The sequence below is a fragment of the Rossellomorea sp. NS-SX7 genome (genome assembly GCF_052828565.1).
In genome coordinates this window covers 1,939,141-1,956,447 of the sequence record NZ_CM128249.1, presented here as the reverse complement: position 1 = coordinate 1,956,447, position 17,307 = coordinate 1,939,141, and the positions used below count along the sequence as shown (strand labels likewise).

The 17,307-nt window shown below is 40.2% G+C and carries 19 protein-coding genes; 3 read left to right on the top strand and 16 right to left on the bottom strand.

Features of this window, described 5'->3' with window-relative positions; translation table 11 throughout:
* Positions 1–80: 80 nt before the first annotated feature.
* Both ACUXV2_RS09700 and ACUXV2_RS09695 read right to left on the bottom strand, forming a co-directional pair.
* Entirely contained in the window at positions 81–674 is a 594-nt protein-coding gene (locus tag ACUXV2_RS09700) for a 3D domain-containing protein (RefSeq protein ID WP_446246803.1), read from the bottom strand.
* 315 nt (positions 675–989) lie between these two features.
* Complete coding sequence (locus ACUXV2_RS09695) at positions 990–1,799, bottom strand: LysM peptidoglycan-binding domain-containing protein (RefSeq protein WP_446246802.1); 810 nt, start codon at positions 1,797–1,799, stop codon at positions 990–992.
* Positions 1,800–2,117: 318 nt separating this feature from the next.
* On the opposite strand from ACUXV2_RS09695, the gene ACUXV2_RS09690 reads away from it, so the two are divergent.
* Positions 2,118–2,273, top strand: coding sequence for a hypothetical protein (locus ACUXV2_RS09690; RefSeq protein WP_446246801.1), 156 nt, complete (start codon positions 2,118–2,120; stop codon positions 2,271–2,273).
* 46 nt (positions 2,274–2,319) lie between these two features.
* Here the strand turns inward: ACUXV2_RS09690 and map are convergent, their stop codons facing one another.
* The 8 genes from map to ACUXV2_RS09650 all read right to left on the bottom strand — a co-directional run bounded on the left by map (position 2,320) and on the right by ACUXV2_RS09650 (position 10,853).
* The gene (gene map / locus ACUXV2_RS09685) at positions 2,320–3,063 is read right to left on the bottom strand and encodes a type I methionyl aminopeptidase (RefSeq protein ID WP_446247038.1); all 744 of its coding nucleotides are present in this window, start codon (positions 3,061–3,063) and stop codon (positions 2,320–2,322) included.
* Between the two features lie 219 nt (positions 3,064–3,282).
* Positions 3,283–4,560, bottom strand: coding sequence for a DUF2254 domain-containing protein (locus ACUXV2_RS09680; protein WP_446246800.1), 1,278 nt, complete (start codon positions 4,558–4,560; stop codon positions 3,283–3,285).
* A gap of 81 nt (positions 4,561–4,641) precedes the next feature.
* Positions 4,642–5,328, bottom strand: coding sequence for an LrgB family protein (locus ACUXV2_RS09675; protein ID WP_446246799.1), 687 nt, complete (start codon positions 5,326–5,328; stop codon positions 4,642–4,644).
* Positions 5,312–5,686, bottom strand: a complete 375-nt coding sequence (locus ACUXV2_RS09670) for a CidA/LrgA family protein (protein WP_446246798.1) — start codon at positions 5,684–5,686, stop codon at positions 5,312–5,314. The genes ACUXV2_RS09675 and ACUXV2_RS09670 overlap by 17 nt, the downstream gene beginning before the upstream one ends.
* Before the next feature lie 253 nt (positions 5,687–5,939).
* Positions 5,940–6,593: a type 1 glutamine amidotransferase domain-containing protein gene (locus tag ACUXV2_RS09665; RefSeq protein ID WP_446246797.1), complete on the bottom strand. Its 654-nt coding sequence runs from the start codon at positions 6,591–6,593 to the stop codon at positions 5,940–5,942.
* A gap of 248 nt (positions 6,594–6,841) precedes the next feature.
* Positions 6,842–9,004, bottom strand: a complete 2,163-nt coding sequence (locus ACUXV2_RS09660; RefSeq protein ID WP_446246796.1) for a DNA topoisomerase III — start codon at positions 9,002–9,004, stop codon at positions 6,842–6,844.
* A 170-nt stretch (positions 9,005–9,174) separates the two neighbouring features.
* On the bottom strand, positions 9,175–9,615 hold the full coding sequence (locus ACUXV2_RS09655) for a DUF6376 family protein (RefSeq protein ID WP_446246795.1): 441 nt from the start codon (positions 9,613–9,615) through the stop codon (positions 9,175–9,177).
* Positions 9,616–9,755: 140 nt separating this feature from the next.
* Complete coding sequence (locus ACUXV2_RS09650; protein ID WP_446246794.1) at positions 9,756–10,853, bottom strand: M24 family metallopeptidase; 1,098 nt, start codon at positions 10,851–10,853, stop codon at positions 9,756–9,758.
* A gap of 267 nt (positions 10,854–11,120) precedes the next feature.
* Between ACUXV2_RS09650 and ACUXV2_RS09645 the strand changes: the two genes are divergently transcribed.
* Together ACUXV2_RS09645 and ACUXV2_RS09640 are read left to right on the top strand one after the other, a co-directional pair.
* A complete protein-coding gene (locus tag ACUXV2_RS09645) occupies positions 11,121–11,216 on the top strand; it encodes a putative holin-like toxin (protein WP_224874344.1) in 96 nt (31 codons plus the stop codon).
* 250 nt (positions 11,217–11,466) lie between these two features.
* Positions 11,467–11,925: a GNAT family N-acetyltransferase gene (locus tag ACUXV2_RS09640; RefSeq protein WP_446246793.1), complete on the top strand. Its 459-nt coding sequence runs from the start codon at positions 11,467–11,469 to the stop codon at positions 11,923–11,925.
* Positions 11,926–11,961: 36 nt separating this feature from the next.
* On the opposite strand, the gene ACUXV2_RS09635 is transcribed toward ACUXV2_RS09640, so the two are convergent.
* The 6 genes from ACUXV2_RS09635 to ACUXV2_RS09610 all read right to left on the bottom strand — a co-directional run bounded on the left by ACUXV2_RS09635 (position 11,962) and on the right by ACUXV2_RS09610 (position 17,146).
* Complete coding sequence (locus ACUXV2_RS09635; RefSeq protein WP_446246792.1) at positions 11,962–12,390, bottom strand: DUF4064 domain-containing protein; 429 nt, start codon at positions 12,388–12,390, stop codon at positions 11,962–11,964.
* A 59-nt stretch (positions 12,391–12,449) separates the two neighbouring features.
* A complete protein-coding gene (locus ACUXV2_RS09630; protein WP_446246791.1) occupies positions 12,450–12,869 on the bottom strand; it encodes an NUDIX domain-containing protein in 420 nt (139 codons plus the stop codon).
* 356 nt (positions 12,870–13,225) lie between these two features.
* Entirely contained in the window at positions 13,226–14,071 is an 846-nt protein-coding gene (locus ACUXV2_RS09625) for an SDR family oxidoreductase (protein WP_446246790.1), read from the bottom strand.
* A 264-nt stretch (positions 14,072–14,335) separates the two neighbouring features.
* Positions 14,336–14,890, bottom strand: a complete 555-nt coding sequence (locus tag ACUXV2_RS09620) for a hypothetical protein (RefSeq protein WP_446246789.1) — start codon at positions 14,888–14,890, stop codon at positions 14,336–14,338.
* Positions 14,890–15,354 carry a GNAT family N-acetyltransferase gene (locus ACUXV2_RS09615; RefSeq protein ID WP_446246788.1) on the bottom strand — a complete coding sequence of 155 codons (465 nt, stop codon included), beginning with the start codon at positions 15,352–15,354 and terminating at the stop codon, positions 14,890–14,892. Before ACUXV2_RS09615 ends, ACUXV2_RS09620 begins: the two co-directional genes overlap by 1 nt.
* Before the next feature lie 121 nt (positions 15,355–15,475).
* The gene (locus ACUXV2_RS09610; protein ID WP_446246787.1) at positions 15,476–17,146 is read right to left on the bottom strand and encodes a glycerol-3-phosphate dehydrogenase/oxidase; all 1,671 of its coding nucleotides are present in this window, start codon (positions 17,144–17,146) and stop codon (positions 15,476–15,478) included.
* Positions 17,147–17,307: the final 161 nt, after the last annotated feature.

Here is a 17,307-nt window from a genome sequence, read left to right as displayed (position 1 = left end):
GAAATGGGCTTTTACAAACTTTTCTCTAAGTCTCGGTCGAAATGAAAAAAAGTCCCCTCAATCTGAGGGGACTTTTTTACTTACTCTTCGATTATTTTCACTTTTACGTCTCGAACTCCGTATTGAAGCGCATCTTTTTCATGTTCCATGTAAATGTCGATACGATTCCCTTTAATTGCGCCTCCTGTGTCTTCTGCGCGTGCATAACCGTAACCTTCAATATAAACTTTTGATCCCAAAGGAATGACATCAGGGTCTACAGCAATGACTCTCGCATCGGGATTGGCAATTAAGTCGACACCCGTTTTAGTAATTCCAATACAGCCTTCGCAGTAAGCTGTATAAGCTGTAGCAGTTACATCTATTTCTTTTACAACATGATCATTGTTTCCCTTAGCATCATCTTTTTCTGTAGATGCTGTCTTCACAGCTTCATCTTGAGGTTCTTCTCCATTCACAGTAATACCTTTTTCAAGCAGTTCCTGGCGGGTAACGGCTTCTTCAATGGAAATATGATAACGATTTGCAATCTCCCAAAGGATGTCGCCTTTTTCTATATTATGATAATCCTTAAGTGCTTTTTCTGTGTTATCGTCAGATTCTGCAGATGCAGAAGCCAGTCCGGTTGAAAGGAAGACTGTGAAGGAAAAAATGGTAAATAATACTTTTTTCATATTGTTAAATTCCTCCTTTTGTGGTTTTTGATAAAAACCAACAAAAGAAATAGTAACATAGACATGCATCAGTCATTTATCAATCCGTTTATAAACACATAACAATTAGATGACATGGCTGTAACAGTTAGGAATATTGGAACTCTTTACTCATTATTAATTCCATAAGTTCCAAGAACTGCTTTCGCATGAAGGAGATGACAATTCAGGAAGTCAACTATTATTGATTGGAATATTTCTTTTAGATAAGACCGTAACTGAACATATAAAAAACCCCATTGAGATTAATTTCCCAATGGGGCGATCTATTTAAAATTATTTAGTTTCAAGAACTTTTACGTTTACTGTTTTTCTTCCCCAATCAGTCGCTTGATCTTTTGATGGGATGAATACATCGATTCGGTTTCCTGTGATTGCACCGCCAGTATCTTCGGCAGTAGCATATCCATACCCTTCTACATATACTTTAGATCCCAGTGGGATTACTTCCGGATCAACTGCAATTACTTTTGCATCAGGGTTTTCTTTAAGATTTACGCCTGTCGCAGTGATTCCTGAGCAGCCTTCACATTCCGCTGTATATGCTGTAGCTTCAACAGTAAGCTCTTTAACAACGCCATCTTGTTCCTCTTGAGGTGCAGCTTCTGCTGGTTCTGCTGCCGGCTCTTCAGCTTCTGGAGCTACTTCTGGTGTTGCTTCTTCCTGAGGTGCGGGAGCAGCCTCTTCTTGCTCAGAAGTATTTACAGGAGTTGAAGCTTGTTTATCATCCAGGTTAATTAACAATTCTTGTCCAGGTACGATAAGGTCGCTTTCCAGTGCATTCCATCCTTGCAGGCTGTCTACTGAAATGCCATAGCTCGATGAAATACCCCAAAGTGTGTCACCTTTTTTAACTGTATAATATTCTTTAGATGATACTTTTAGTTCCTGGTCAGGGAAAATAAGATCTGAACCCAAGTTGTTCCATGTTTTAAGTTGATCTACAGTCGTTCCATATTCCTTCGCCAATCCCCAAAGCGTATCTCCCTTTTTGACTTCGATTTCTTGTGCTGAAGCGCTAGCACCACCAGCAACTGCTAGAGTAGTGAAAGCAGCCACAGAAATAATCGATTTTTTTAGTTTCATAGAAAAATTCCTCCTTATGTAGCTAGCACTATTTATTTTTGCTAACAGGGAAAATACTAACATAGTAAAATCTCAATACAATAACAACAAAATTATAAACATGCGTCAGAATTATTTCATATCTGTAATATTAAGCGTTTTCTTGTATAGTCTTTCATTTAGAGGAATAAAAAACCATATTTTCTAGATAAAAATGGTTATAGAGGTTAAAAATAGAGGAAGAATGGTCTTCTTTGGGAAATCTATTTTTCTCTTAACAACTTATCGAATTCAAATTATACTTAAATAGATACGTGAATTAGCGTGGGAGGTTTAACTGTGGAGAATCAAGAAGAGACAATCGTACTTTATAAAGACGAACCAGATGTACATGCCGGTAGATGCGAATGCGGGAATAACGTCTTTAAATCCCATGTGCTGGATGGGAAATTCTATCGTAAGTGCCAGGAATGCGGGAAAACAAAGATCGTTTAACTAAAAAAGTGGGACGGGCCTTATTTAAGGTCCGTCCCTTACTGTTTTACTGAGTTAAGATAATAGGTTCGTCTTTTGTGATGATAATGGTGTGTTCGATTTGTGCTACGAGGCTTTTGTCAGGTGTGATGTATGTCCAGCCGTCGCCTTTTTCAATGACATTTTGGGCTCTTCTCGAGATGAAAGGTTCAAATGCGATGACCATGCCTTCTTTCAGAAGCCCGTTATCCCATGGATCGAAATAATTCAGGATATGGTCAGGTTTTTCGTGAAGTGATTTACCTACACCGTGCCCGGTCAGATTTTTAATAACGGTATAGCCATTTTTCTTTGCTTCATTGTGAACGGCTTTTCCAATCCCGTTCAACTTTGAACCTGCTTTTGCTTTCCGGAGGCCTGCTTCGAATGATTTCAGGGCTGCTTCACACAAATCTGTCAGTGTCGGATCGCCCTCGCCAACCACGAACGAAATACCGGTATCTGCATAATATCCGTCTTTCGAGCCTGACACATCTATATTCACAAGGTCTCCCTCTTGAATGACTCTTTCTCCAGGTATTCCATGGGCAACTTCTTCGTTCACGCTGATACAAGTGAAGCCCGGAAAGTCATATTCACCTTTGGGTCCTGAAATTGCTCCGTTCTCTGCAAACATTTTTCCTGCAATTTCATCGAGCTCTTTTGTCGTTATTCCAGGTTTTGTTAGAGACTTCAACTCGTCCCGGATCAGTGCGACGATGCGACCTATTTCTTTTAACGCTTGCAATTCTTCATCAGTTTTTACTATCATACAATCTTCCTTCTCTTTATGAATTTCGTCTTCCCTTACTATACCGAAACCAAGTGATTTTTTAAAGAAAAAGCTGTGTTGAACAGTTCTGTTCATCAGTCGTCATCCATTATTCCCCAATGCCGTTTCATCAACAGTTAAAAACAATTTGAAATCTAAAGAGTCAATTGAAAAATGCCTATGGAGTATTCCTTCATTTCCATCACCTCTGTCTCCAATTTATTCTTGGGAATCCAAAGGTTTTAGCTGATCGATTTTTTCATTTAGATAATAAAGATCCCATTCCTGCATTTCTTCTTTTTCCATGCCGTGAATCAGGTACTTGTGAAAATCATAAACGATATGTTTTCGTTCGATATCAACGGCCTTGTAAATCATGATCAGTGCATCCATGATTGATAAGATGACTGAAATATCTTCCTTGCTGTAATGAGAAATCTGATAAAACGTTTGATAAAGAATTTTGTTGAAAGAAAAAAGATGTATAAGCACTCTTGTGCTGCCATCATTATCTTTCATGTGTAAAATGCCATCTTCGATTCCATGTATGTCGCTCAGGATCAACCCGATATATTTGATGGCATCCCTGGCTGTATTAGGATCATTGATGCCCGGAGATACTGCCCTCAACGCAATTTCTACTATTTTCTGCAGGGAATAAGCTAAATCATATTCACCCATTCGTTCCCTTCCTATGTATATATATGGGTTGAAATGAGGAAGTGCATCTTTTGCACCATGAACCTCGCAAATTGTCTCTCCTTCTTTCACAAAGTCACCGACTTCTTTCATGAATTCAATAAGGACCCGTTCTTCCCTTGCTCTGTTTATCATCTCTGAGAAGTCCACATATTGAATAAAGCCTGATTTCGCTGCAGGGATTTCTGAAGTTACACCATATTCATCAGTTATATCTATATATGGGCGGACACTATGTTCATTTTGGATTTTTTTGTAATATGTGATGACTTTCAACGCCTCCTCTTCCAAGCGTTGTATCAGTCTGCTTATCTGGATGGAGGTGGCGATGTGGTGAATGAAATAAGCAAAAAATGAAAGACAGACAATGGCGTAAAGAACACCGATAAAAGCGGACGAAACGAGATGTTCTTCAAGACTCTGCCTCATGAATAACAAAGAAATAATGGAATAAATGAAGCCTCCCAGAAATATGCCCAATCCTCTCATTGTTGTTTTATCCTTCACAAAATTCTGGAGTGTTCTTGGCGAAAACTGTGAGGAATACGTTGTCAGAACAATCATTACAGTAGAGAATGTAAATGTCGTCATCGTCAACAAGGATGATGCGATGGCGCTCAGGACAGTCTGGGCAAGGTCGATACTTGTAAGCATGACAGTCGGTATGAACGGTTCGATTCTGTGGATCCAATAGGTATCAAGTGAAATAGTCAGGATAGCAAGACCCAGGGAGACAATACTATAAGCCGCCGGAACGATCCATATTCCTTTTTTTATCTTCATAAGTACTCTTTTCAACATTAGTGCTCCTTTTACTGAGGGAGGTAGCAGTCGGAATTTCCCTGCCTCATCATCTATTTTCTCCCTTAAAGCACTCAATCAAACAAACAGAAACACAATCGGAATGATCAATGACATGATTAAAGCTGTTAACGCCATAGCAGCTCCGCTTATAGCTCCTTCCAGATCTCCTTCTTTAAAAGCCTGAGCGGTTCCAATACCATGTGAGATGACGCCGAAAGGAAGTCCTTTTGCAATCGGGTGAGAGAGGTTCAGCACTCTAATGAGATACGGCATGAACATAGCCCCCATCACCCCTGTTATAATGACGACGGCCGGTATCAATTCTACCTTCCCATCTATCAGTTTTCCTATATCCACAGCTACCGGGGTAGTGATGGTCTTTACCAGGAAGGACCTCTTGATTTCTTCAGGTAATCCCAAAAGTCCGGCGAGAAAATAAGACAATACCATGGAGACTCCGCTTCCTGTTATGATACCCGTTAAGATAGGCTGCCAATGCCTCGTGATAAGCTTCCTGAATTGATATAAGGGATACGCAAGCGCCACGGTGGCCGGACCGAGTAAATAAGTAATCACTGCAGTGCCGTCAGCATATGTTTCATATGGGATATCAAGTATATATAATGTGAGAATAAGTGCTGTTGAACTTAAGAAGATGGGTATTGTCAACGGACTTGACCAGAGACGATGAATCTTGATTGAAAGTATAAAGAAAATGACCGTTATGCCTGTTGCTGCCAGCATATTAATGAGATTCATCATTAGGCTTCTTCTCCTTTATTTGAACAATTCCCTGAACCCCTAGGGTGACGGAAGCAAACCCGGCGATAACACTAATGACAAGAATCAGGACGAGATTCCAGCCGTATTGATGCAAATAAGGTCCAAGAGCAATCGCGCTCACGGATAATGGCAGGAAGTAAAATGAAAAGTATTTCAAAAAAAAGTTTGCCCCTTCTAATAATACCTTTTCTTTTATGATCCCTGAGATCAATAGTGTAAACAATAGAAGCATTCCGATGATGCTTCCAGGTATCGGTAAATGAAAGAAGTCAGCAATCCATTTGCCAGCTTCATAAAAAGTACATAGTATCAATATCTGTATAATTACTTGAAGCATAGACTTTCTCCCTTCAAAAGATCGTTGTGAAATGATTTTAACATATGGGTGCAGAAAGAGATGATACCATGAATTCTCATTGAATTCCTTATAAACGCATGCTGTATATGTATCATTGGAATATAAATAAGATGACCCCTGCACAAGACAGAGATCATCTTATTTAATGTTCCGGGTCTAATTTTCTTGTTCCTTAACACTCGAAGAATATGGACTGTTTCTTGATTCTCAACTCCACGGGGTGAAGCGAGTATTATAATACTTTCACAAACGCCTCTGCTGTAGACTGACTGGATTGCGGATTTTGACCGGTTACAAATTTACCGTCTGTAATGACATGGTCGCTCCACGCTTCTGCCTTCTCAAATTGGGCTCCTTGCTCACGCAGTTTTGTTTCTAACAAAAACGGCATTAATGAATCCAATCCTGTCTGCTGTTCTTCTTCGTTAGTGAATCCTGTCATGCTTATTCCATCCACAAGCCATTTGCCGTTCGTTAATTTTGTACCAACAAAGCCTGCTGGTCCATGGCAAACTGCCCCAATGGCTTTATTATTTTCAGCAAAATGTGCAAGTGCCTGCTGCAGGTCAGGGCTCTCAGGCAGATCGAACATCGTTCCATGCCCGCCCGGCAGGAAGATCCCGCTGTACTCGTTCACATTAAGTTGGGAGAGCACCAATGTTTGATCGAGTTCTTTCGTAATCCCCTTCCATGTTTCCACATTTTCATCATCCAAACTATTGGGGTCAAGAGGTATTCTTCCTCCTTGGAGGCTTGCTACATCGACTTCGAATCCTTGATTTTTAAATTCGGAGTATGGTTCTGCAAACTCTGATAACCATAGCCCTGTCTCATGCTCATCATCGATTTTACTTGCATTTGTTAATACCATTAATACTTTTTTCAATGTATACCCTCCATTAGCTTATTTCTTTTCTGTACATAGTTGTTTTATCCATTTTGGGGATATTTAAACGTCCAAATATGTGTTTAGGTCCATAGAAGATGAATGACATAAAGAAAACAGCGATGCCATTAATGGTATCGCTGTTTTCGATTAAATTGAATCATGACTCTTATTCTAATACGGAAACTGACTTAAAAAATAAAAAGACGGGCTAAAAATGTGAAAGCACCTTTTTATTCAGTTAAAGATTATTGTACATCAAATAAAAACTGGATTTTCTTTTGTTGGGGGTCCCATCCAAGATAAGCTGAAAACTGCTTGTCCCCTTTTTTAAAACCGTCGATTCGATCGGATTTTCCTTCTTTCAAAACTTTTTTTATAACGGTTGCTGTTATTTTTTTTGAAAGGATGGTTTTTGATATCGTAAAGCTGCATTTCGTTTTTTGATAACTCGCGCAGCCATAAAATTTGCCCTTATCGATGACTTTATCACCGCATTTCAAGCATTTTCCAAGGCTGGCTTTACCCCCACGTTTTCCTTTCTTTCCTGTTGTCCGTTGAATAGAACCTGTATCAAGATCGCGGAAATTCCACGAATCAGCTTCATGCAAGGCATTCTGTACGAGTGAATGACTCAATTTCTTTACTTGTTCCATGAACTCAGGTGCGGATGCTTTTCCTTTTCCAATCTGTTGGAGGCGCTGCTCCCATTTGGCTGTCATTTCAGCTGATGCCAATACGTTGTTACCGATGGCGCGTATAAGCACTTTTGCTTTATCGGTCGGATAGACGATGTTTTTCTGAATATCTATGTACTGACGGTCTTTAAGCATCGTAATGATTCCTGCCCGTGTCGCTTCGGTACCCAATCCTTCCGTTTGCTTAAGGACTTTCTCGAGTTCATCATTATCCATATATTTTCCCGCTGTTTTCATCAAGGTAATCAGCTGCCCTTCAGTATATCTTTTAGGAGGCTGGGTCTTTCCTTCCTTGATATTCACTTTTTTTACCTTGCCTTGATCTTTCGCATTAACAGGGGGAAGCAGAGGTTCATTTTCTTTTTCGTTTTCGACAATGATCTTTCTCCAACCATCCTGAAGAACCTGTTTGCCTTTTGATACAAATTCGGCACGGTCATCCACCAGGGTTGTAATGGTTGTATAATTAATGATGGCTTTTTCATGATGTGCAGCAATGAAACGCTTAATGATGACATCATATATTTTTTTCTCGTCCGAAGAAAGGGAGGACGGATCTGTAACCTGTTCCGTAGGGATAATGGCATAGTGGTCTGATACTTTCGCATCGTTTACATAACGCTTATTATTCATCAAGCTTCCATGAGGAACTGGTATCCATTGATTATAGGGATCGTACTCCTTTAATTTATTTAGGATATCCGGGAATGTTTCGGCTTCCCCTTTGGTCACGTATTGGGAATCCGAACGGGGATAAGAGACAATTCCTTTCTGGTAAAGCTTTTGGAGTACATCCAGTGTTTTCTTTGGAGAGAATTTAAACATCTTGTTGATTGTTGCCTGCAAGGAAGAGAGATTAAACAGCATAGGAGGTGAGAACTCTTTTCTTTCCGTTTTCACATCTTCAATGCATGCACGTTTATTTTCACAGAAGGAAGCGATTTTCCTCGCAAGTTCTTCACTCTGAATACGGCTTTCCCCGTCTTTTTGCCAGGTCCCTTCATACGTGTGATCTCCAAATTGGAAATCAGCTTTCACTTCCCAGAAAGGCTCACTCTTGAATCTTTCAATTTCTTCATCCCGCTTGACAATCAGTGCAAGCGTTGGAGTTTGAACCCTCCCTGCCGAAAAAACATCCGACATACCCTGCTTCTTCAGCAAAATACTATAGGCCCTGGAAGCATTCATTCCCACCAGCCAGTCTGCACAGGCTCGTGAATATGCTTCATAGTAAAGGTTGCGCAGCTCTCCTTCTTCCTTTAAGGCTCTGAACCCATTGACGATCGCTTTTTCTGTCAGGGATGATATCCAAAGCCTTTTCATCGGTTTTTGCACACGGGCCATAGATACGATGTTTCGGATAATCAATTCTCCTTCCCGCCCGGCATCCCCAGCATGAATGATTTCAGTTACATCTTTGTTATGAAGCAGCTGCTTTATGACTGTAAACTGCTTCGCTTTAGCTCTTGACAGCTCATACTGAAAACGAACCGGTATGATCGGCAGGTCTTCAAACGTCCATTTCTTCCATTTGCTATCATACTTTTCAGGTGCTTGAAGTCCGAAGAGATGGCCGACCGCCCAAGTAATATAAGCCCCTTTTGGAAAAATGTCATTCGGCTGAACCTCTATGTATCCTTGTTTTTTCCGATGAGGAAACGGTTTGGCCAAAGTTGCCCCTTGATCAGGTTTTTCGGCTATCACAACTTTCATCGAATGTCTCCTATCCATTATATTATTTCTACATTATATCACGTTTTTCCGAACCCTTGTTCTAATAAAGAAGAAAAAGATCGTTCGTCAGCCTTTACCATTTCCTATATAAAAAAAGAAGTGTCACAGTATAGAATGTCAATTCCTTATCTGTAACACTTCACTACTTATTATTGACCTAAGTTTTCAAGGTTCCCTTTGATTTCCTGCAGTTGATTAAAGGTTTGCACAATCTCCAAATCCTGAAGCTCGCTCAATTGAACTTCACCTTTATCGATTTGAGTCTGAGCTTGTTCTATTCCCTGAAGTGCTTTATTGTTATACTCCTCCACTTTTGTGTGAAGATCCTCTGCAAGAGATGGAGGGGTCAGGTTATTTATTTCTTCTATTTCTGTTTTCATCTCATTCAAGCGGTCTTGAAGTTTAGGAATGGCTGACTGATCTGCAGACGCCTCTTCTACTAAAGTTGGAAAATCATTTGCAAACTGTTCCGCTTCATTTAAATAATCCGTCATTTCTTCTACGTAGGTTAAGCTGTTATTCGCTTCTTCTAACAACCCGCAGCCGGTAAGAAGCAATATTGATGACAGTAACAGGATGATTTTTTTCATGTGTTCTCTCCTTTTCATTTCTTGATACTAATGTATACGTAACGAGCAACATAAAGGTTTCATTTCAACTTATTTACTTAATTAGGCTGCTGATGCCATTATATAAAAGGAGAGCTGATTCTTCATCAGCTCTCCACGCATTATTCGATAATCTGAAGCTCTTTTGGGAATTTTGTTAACGTTTCATACCCATTTTCTGTGATGAGCACATCATCTTCTATTCTGACTCCTCCGATTTCAGGAACATAAATTCCCGGCTCGATTGTATATGTCATCCCCACCTTAAGAATACCGTCATTTAAGTGGCTCATCGATGGGAATTCATGGACATTGATTCCGAGTCCATGACCGATCCTGTGAGGGAAGTGATCTCCGTACCCTGCTTCAGTGATGATATCACGGGCGATTTGGTCAAGGTCTCCTACCCGGTTTCCAGGCTTGCTTGCTTCAAGTGATGCAAGCTCTGCTTTAAGAACAGTCTCGTAGATTTCTCTTTGCTTATCAGAAACTGATTTGTAAGCAAATGTCCGTGTGATATCCGATGTGTATCCTTCAAGGACCACTCCGAGATCGAATAGGACAAAGTCTCCTGCTTTTAGCTTTCTATCACCGGGGTTGCCGTGAGGATCCCCAGACTTCTCACCGAATAATACCATTGTAGAAAAGGACATTTCCCTGATTCCTTTTTTCTTCAGCTCGTATTCAATCTTCGCCAAGACTTCCATTTCGGTGATACCTTCCTGAAGTGCATTGACTCCTACTTCAACTCCGAAATCTGCCATTTCAGCAGCACGGCGCATGATTTCAATCTCCTTCTCATCTTTGACAACGCGCATGTCGTTTAATTTGTCTTCTACATTTATTACCTCAGGATTGTGGAAGATGGATAGGAACGCTTCACTGCGTCCGTATGTTAAGACCTCTTTTTCAAACGCAACTTTATTTCCATCCACTCCACGCTCTTTAATTGCTTGTTGTATAAAATCCCATGGATTCTCATGGTCCCAATAACCAATTACTTCATTTTGCCATCCTGCGTCCTTAACTTGTCGCGCTTCCATTCCTGGAACGACCACAAATGGATCTGCATCGGGGAATACAAATAGCCCCATCAACCGTTCATGAGGATCTGTGTGGAAATTTGTCAAATAAAATACATTTTCTGTTGAATTGATAAATGCTGCATCGATGTTCTCTTCTTTCATCCATTGCTTTAAGGTTTCTAATCGCTGTTTCATTCTTGGTTCCTCCTTGATACTCTCATGTTTATATGTAATCGTTTTAAATGAGCATATTCATGCTAACATATTTTTGTCTTCTCGTGAAATAGTGGCGCTCGAAGCTGATCTGGACACAAAAATACACCCTGCTGTTTATTTGAAAGGGTGGTACTTTTCCTACCTCCTGCCTATAAAGAGTGGAAGCTTTATATGATATAATTTGAATACACAGTAGGATGTAGGGTGGGAGTGGCCACTTCCTGGCTAAAGGAGGTGGTGCCTATAGTGACAACGTATGAGGCTTTGACGCTAATGATTACATTCAGCTCTTTGATCGTCTCCATCATTGCCATTGTTATTTCGAATGACAATAAGAAATAACCCCACCCTCGTTAAGCGCCTAAACTTTTGAAGGGCAGAGTTATTTCCTTTCTCTATTGGGCCACTGCTTTCCTTGCAGTTGCTGTGTGGCAAGAGACATCGGCTGCAACCGGTGTCTCTTTGTTATTAGTTATGCTCTACTTTTAAGATAGTATAGAAGCCAATTAAAATCAAGGTATTAATATAAGAGGGATTTTTCTCCAATGACAAGAATATGTTAGTGATAATGTATTTAGAGTGGAGGATAAATATGATAAAAAAGATCATTATGGAGGCGTCGATTGAAGACGCACCTGAAATACTTGAAATACAGAAGTTGGCGTATGTGAGTGAAGCAGAAATTGATGGTAATTATGAGATCGAGCCCCTCCTCCAAACCATTGAAGACGTGGAAAAGGCTTTCTTGGATAATCATATTCTAAAATTGGTTTTGAATGAGAGGATCATAGGGTCTGTACGTGCGAAACAATCAAGTGGTACATGTCATATCATGAAATTAATGGTGCATCCTGATTTTCAAGGAAATGGCTACGGGAAAGAATTGATGAATGCGATTGAAAGAAAATATAAAGGATTTCGTTTTGAGTTATTTACAGGGAGTAAAAGCCAGAGGAATATAACTTTTTATAAAAACCTTGGCTATAAAGCATATAAAACAGAGAAACTCCCGAGAGAAGAAACAGTCTTTCTATTTATGGAAAAAGCTTAGAGATATGATCTCTAAGCTTTTTGTCTTTTTCACTGGTTAATATGCAGTTTCACTCGGCTTAGGCTTTCGGACAAATGCCATGATTCCTGCTATTAAGAATAACAGACCAGGGATAAATCCGAATCCGATGGTACCAATCCCGATGATCAAAGCAGCAAGTATGAACATAATCCCAGAAAGAATCGGCCTTCTATTTTTAACGATTGTAAGAACGGCAATCAATCCGAAAATGGATGCGATGATTCCGATGACAATCAAGTACCATCCCATTGTTTCTGCTATACCAAGGATAAATGATGTGTCCTGAGGTGTCATAGCGGGGTCACTTTCCATCATATTCTCCATTTCATCCATGATAGCTGGATCACCCATGCTCATATTCGTTGCAATTCCGATGATGGAGAACAATGCGGATAATACAATACCGATGATTCCCATCACAACTTCTCCTGTTCTTTTAACCATTCTTTCCCTCTCCTTCACTAAGTCGTATTTTACAATTATATTGAAAGTTTTAGAACATATCACTCTGCATTATGTATCGTGAGTCTGTCTTTCATATAAGATTCCATTATACTGATATCTTCGGGAAATGCCAGCGGAAGGTTTCTTAATTCTTCAATTGGAACCCATTCAATCCCATGGATTAATCCATCCGGATCTTGAATTGTTGCATCCCCGCCAATGATAGTCGTTTCAAAGTATAGAATTTCTGTGGAAATTTCTCCTTCAGAACCCCATTTTGTATAAACATGCTTTCCTACTTCTACTTTGTATCCGGTTTCTTCCCATACTTCTCTCTTGCAGCATTCTTGGATGGATTCATTCGGTTCTAACCCTCCTGAAGGAACAGACCAGCGTTTCTCTTCATTCTTTTTCCCTTGGTAAACCATGAGTAAACGCTCATTTTGAATGCAGAGAGCGGACGCTCCTTTCCAATTCATTTGACCTCCTCCTTTCAATACTTTTACTGAGTGTATAGATTGCTATTATGTACTTCTGCTTTTTTACAAACTTCTCCTTCTTTCGTGATGAAGTCCTATTATTCAGATAATTAAATATGAGTGCACGGTAGAATAATTCTCCACTGTACTTACCTATGCTGCGTTTACCCTTTTGTTTTTTGTCCCAACCTACCTAAAAATACATAAATTTGGACTTTTTCTTTTCAATACAATCATACTCCATAGTGGAGAGCCGCCATAAAAAACTCTAGAATTATTTTTACAAGAGTCCTAATTCTGATGATGTTCTGGTTGACTGCAAAAAAAACGCAGTATAGACTGCGTTTCAGGCAAGATTAATGGAAAAGTTTTTTCAGTATCAATTTTTCTAATGTTTTCCAGGGGAGAATGCCCTTTAACAGGATAGTAAGTCGGGTACCCCTGCCGGCAGGGACTCTGAATGTGGTTATTTTACCCGAAGCAATATCACCAACAAGAGCCGCTATATCAGCGGGGTTCCCTAACCGATCCTGGCCCTTTTCAATTTCTGATTCTATTTTTTGCATATAAGTATAATAGGGTGACTCTTTTTCAAGAGATCCGGAGGCAACCTTCTTTCCTGAAGTCCAGATGTTTGTTTGATAGGAACCGGGTTCGATTAAAAAAACCTCAATGCCAAACGGTTTAAGTTCCAGCCGCAGACTCTCACTGTATCCTTCAAGTGCATGTTTGGAAGAAACATATGGACTTAAACCCGGAAAACCGAAACGGCCGCTGATGCTGCTCATATTGATGATTTTCCCTTTTCCCTGTTTTCTCATAAAAGGCAGCACCATTTGAGTAACAGCCATCACACCGAATACATTTGTTTCAAATTGTTCCCTATACTCTGCGATGCTCACCTCTTCCGCAAAGCCTCCAAATGCATAACCAGCGTTGTTCAATAGAAGATCGACTGAAGTATACTGGTCGGTGAGAGTTCCTTTAAAAGATTCAATCGATTCTTCTGAAGTCACATCCAGAGACAATATTGTTATGTAAGAATCCACTCCACGTAATCTTGCCAATTTATTTAATTCTTCTGCCTTCTTTACATCACGCATCGTTGCAAGAACATGAAATTCCCGACTTGCAAGTTCAATTGAAGACAGTAATCCAAACCCGCTATTAGCACCCGTCACGATTGCAATTTTCCTATCCACCATTCATCCCCCTTGGTCAAGTTATCTAATAATAGTATAGCAATATGGAAAATATACATAGAAAAAAGACGGCTTCATCCCATTGAAGCCGTCAAAGTCGAGGATATGGTGTCAATTTCACTTCTAAGTGTACGGATTTATCCCCCAACTTTCAAATGCTTTATTTAGCTCTTATCGCTTCTCTGCTTAAATGGACAAAAGTGTGAGGGGGTTTACGCACGAATTCATATATTTATATAATTTCAAGCATAACGTAAAAATTCCCTATTTTGCAGGAGCAGTGGCCAGCTCCTCGCCTTTATGATTATAAAAAATGATTAATGGTACGCTGAGCTGTCCGTTGTAGGATTCAACTTGAATAAAATAGGGATCATTCCCCAGACTAACTTTCTCGAAGTCTATATCATTGCGGTACTGAAAGTAATCTGCCCCGCTGTCCCTCACGTTACCGAATACGATGAATTGTTCGTTATTCAGAAAGCTAGAACCTAGTAAACCATGATTTGCTTCTTCATCCCTAACCAGTTCATAGAGGGGGAAGAAATCTGTTTTTGTATAGAAAGCTACTCCCATTTCATCGTTCTGATTATCAGACGTATATAAGAGAACATATTGATCCCCGAGCTTTCTTTTTTGAACAACGGTGGCCTTATATTGACCATCTTCCTTGAAATCTTCAAAATGTGATTCGATCTTCTCTTTTTGAGTAAGGAGTTCTCGTTTTTCAATGAAATGAATAAGAAGAGTACTTATGACGGTGCATACGATTACAATCAACAGAGCCTTGGGAATGTTTGACTTCTTCATTTCATTCCCCATCAATCAACCTCTTTATAAACATATTCCCTGAAGACCGTAAATCCCTGCTTTTCATAAAAACTCCTGGCCATATTATTGTTATGCCAATAATCGAGTTCGACTCTAGATAAATGATGATCTGCTGCGAAACGAAAGAGTTCCTTCATGAAGAATGTGCCGTAGCCTTTTCCCCGAACATGTGCTTCGATACTTAATTGATGAACCAGTAATGACTTGTACTCTTTCTTAAACGGATTCTCGGGGTAATGCTTTATTTCTATCCACGCATATCCGATGGTATTCCCTTCATCTTCAAGTATGAAGAAGGTATGATGAGGCTTCGAAATGATTTCTTCAAAGAATTCTTTTATCTCTTCATATCGATATTCTTTAAAATATTCGGGATAAGCTTCAGCATGCACTTTTTGAACAGCCTCATTTAATACAGCGATTTTTTCAAAATCCTTTGTCTGATAGATGTTCATGAGATCCCCCCCATTTTTCCCTTGTTTTCCAATTATATCAAATTTACACAATTGTGCAGAGGGTTATATGGAAATACGGTAAAAAAATCAGCAGGGTGAGTCCCCTGCTGATTTATCATTTCTACTGCTGATCTACTGGAACAACAGCATTTTTCAGTTCTTTTTTCAATTCTAAAGTATATTCTACTTTTTGTTCTGCTTTCCAGTTCAATAGTTTAGCCATGATGTCTATTGCTGGTTCATGCCACTTCTCTACCCATTCACGGTCAAAGAACATTGCTCCTGTTCTGCGGATGAAAAAGTCAACCGGCGTTGCGGCCATTTCTTCCTGAACAGCATAGATAAGCTGGGCGTATAGAGTAACAGGCACCATGCGCTCTTCGGATGAACCGCTGTAAGCATGGGCGAGCTTGAACAATTGATCGACGTTTGAACCATACATACGTGCAAGCTTCTGTCCTTCGTCTTCTGTCAGCCCATATTGAACGGCTTCTTTGGATTTTTGATCGATGAATGCCTGTAATTGTTTAGAGCCTCCTACATGACCGCCGGAAATAGGCATGTTCTTGGTTGTGGAAGAAGGGAATTTCTGCTTCGTATCTTCTTTTAATCGTGTTGATACAAGATCGACAACCGTCTCTGCCATTTTGCGGTAGCCTGTCAATTTTCCTCCGGCAATGGTGATGAGTCCGCTCTCACCTTCCCATATTTCATCTTTACGGGAGATTTCAGAAGGATCCTTTCCTTTTTCAAAAATGAGTGGACGGATTCCAGCCCAGCTTGATTCCACATCATCTTTTGTTACAGTTACTTCAGGAAACATATAATGAATGGCATCCAGAATGTAATCTCGATCCTCTGTTGTCATTTGCGGTGTTGCTTTGTTTTTATCATAAAAAGTATCTGTCGTCCCCACGTAAGCTTTTCCGTCCCTGGGAATTGCAAAGACCATGCGGCCGTCAGGCGTGTCGAAATATACAGCTTGCTGCAGAGGGAATTTACTTTGGTCGATAACAATATGCACTCCCTTTGTGAGGCGGAGCTCCTTATTGTTCGTGCTGTAATCCTTCCCGCGCACTTCATCAACCCACGGACCGGCGGCATTGACGATTTTCGAACCTCGTATTTGAATGGTGTCTCCGTCAATCAGATCTTCCGCTTCTATCCCGACTGCTTTTTTATTCTCATAGAGGAAACGTTGGGATTTAGTGTAATTGATAGCGGTCGCTCCATGAGCAATCGCTTCTTTCATCACTTCGATCGTAAGACGGGCATCGTCTGTACGGTACTCTACATAGTAACCTCCGCCTCTTAAACCATCTTTTTTCACAAGCGGCTCCTTTGAGAGGGTCTCTGCTGCAGAAAGCATGGATCTCCTTTCTCTTTTCTTGACCCCGGCCAGATAATCATATACTTTCAAGCCGATCGATGTACTGAATTTCCCGAATGTACCTCCCTTATGTAGGGGAAGCAGCATCCATTCGGGAGTGGTCACATGCGGACCGTTTTCATATACAATTTCTCGCTCTTTCCCTACTTCAGCCACCATCTTCACTTCAAATTGCTTTAAATATCTCAACCCTCCATGAACGAGTTTCGTTGACCGGCTGGATGTGCCTGCAGCAAAGTCCTGCATCTCTACCAGTGCTACTTTCATACCGCGCTTGGAAGCATCAAGTGCGATTCCTGCACCCGTTATACCGCCTCCAATGACAATGAGGTCATAGCTCTGGGAGCCTAATTGATCTTTGATTTCTTGTCTTGCTGTACTTGAAAACGTCATATTGTACATCCTCCTAAAAGTCCACAATTTGTATAGTAGTAAAGATTAAAAACTTCAGTTTATTAAATGATGTTCTAGTAAGTGTATATCCATAAAAAAAGAGACCAAAACTAACATTATGGATTTGCGGGTCCATAATGCAGTTTGGTCTCTCTGGGTCTCTTACCGAT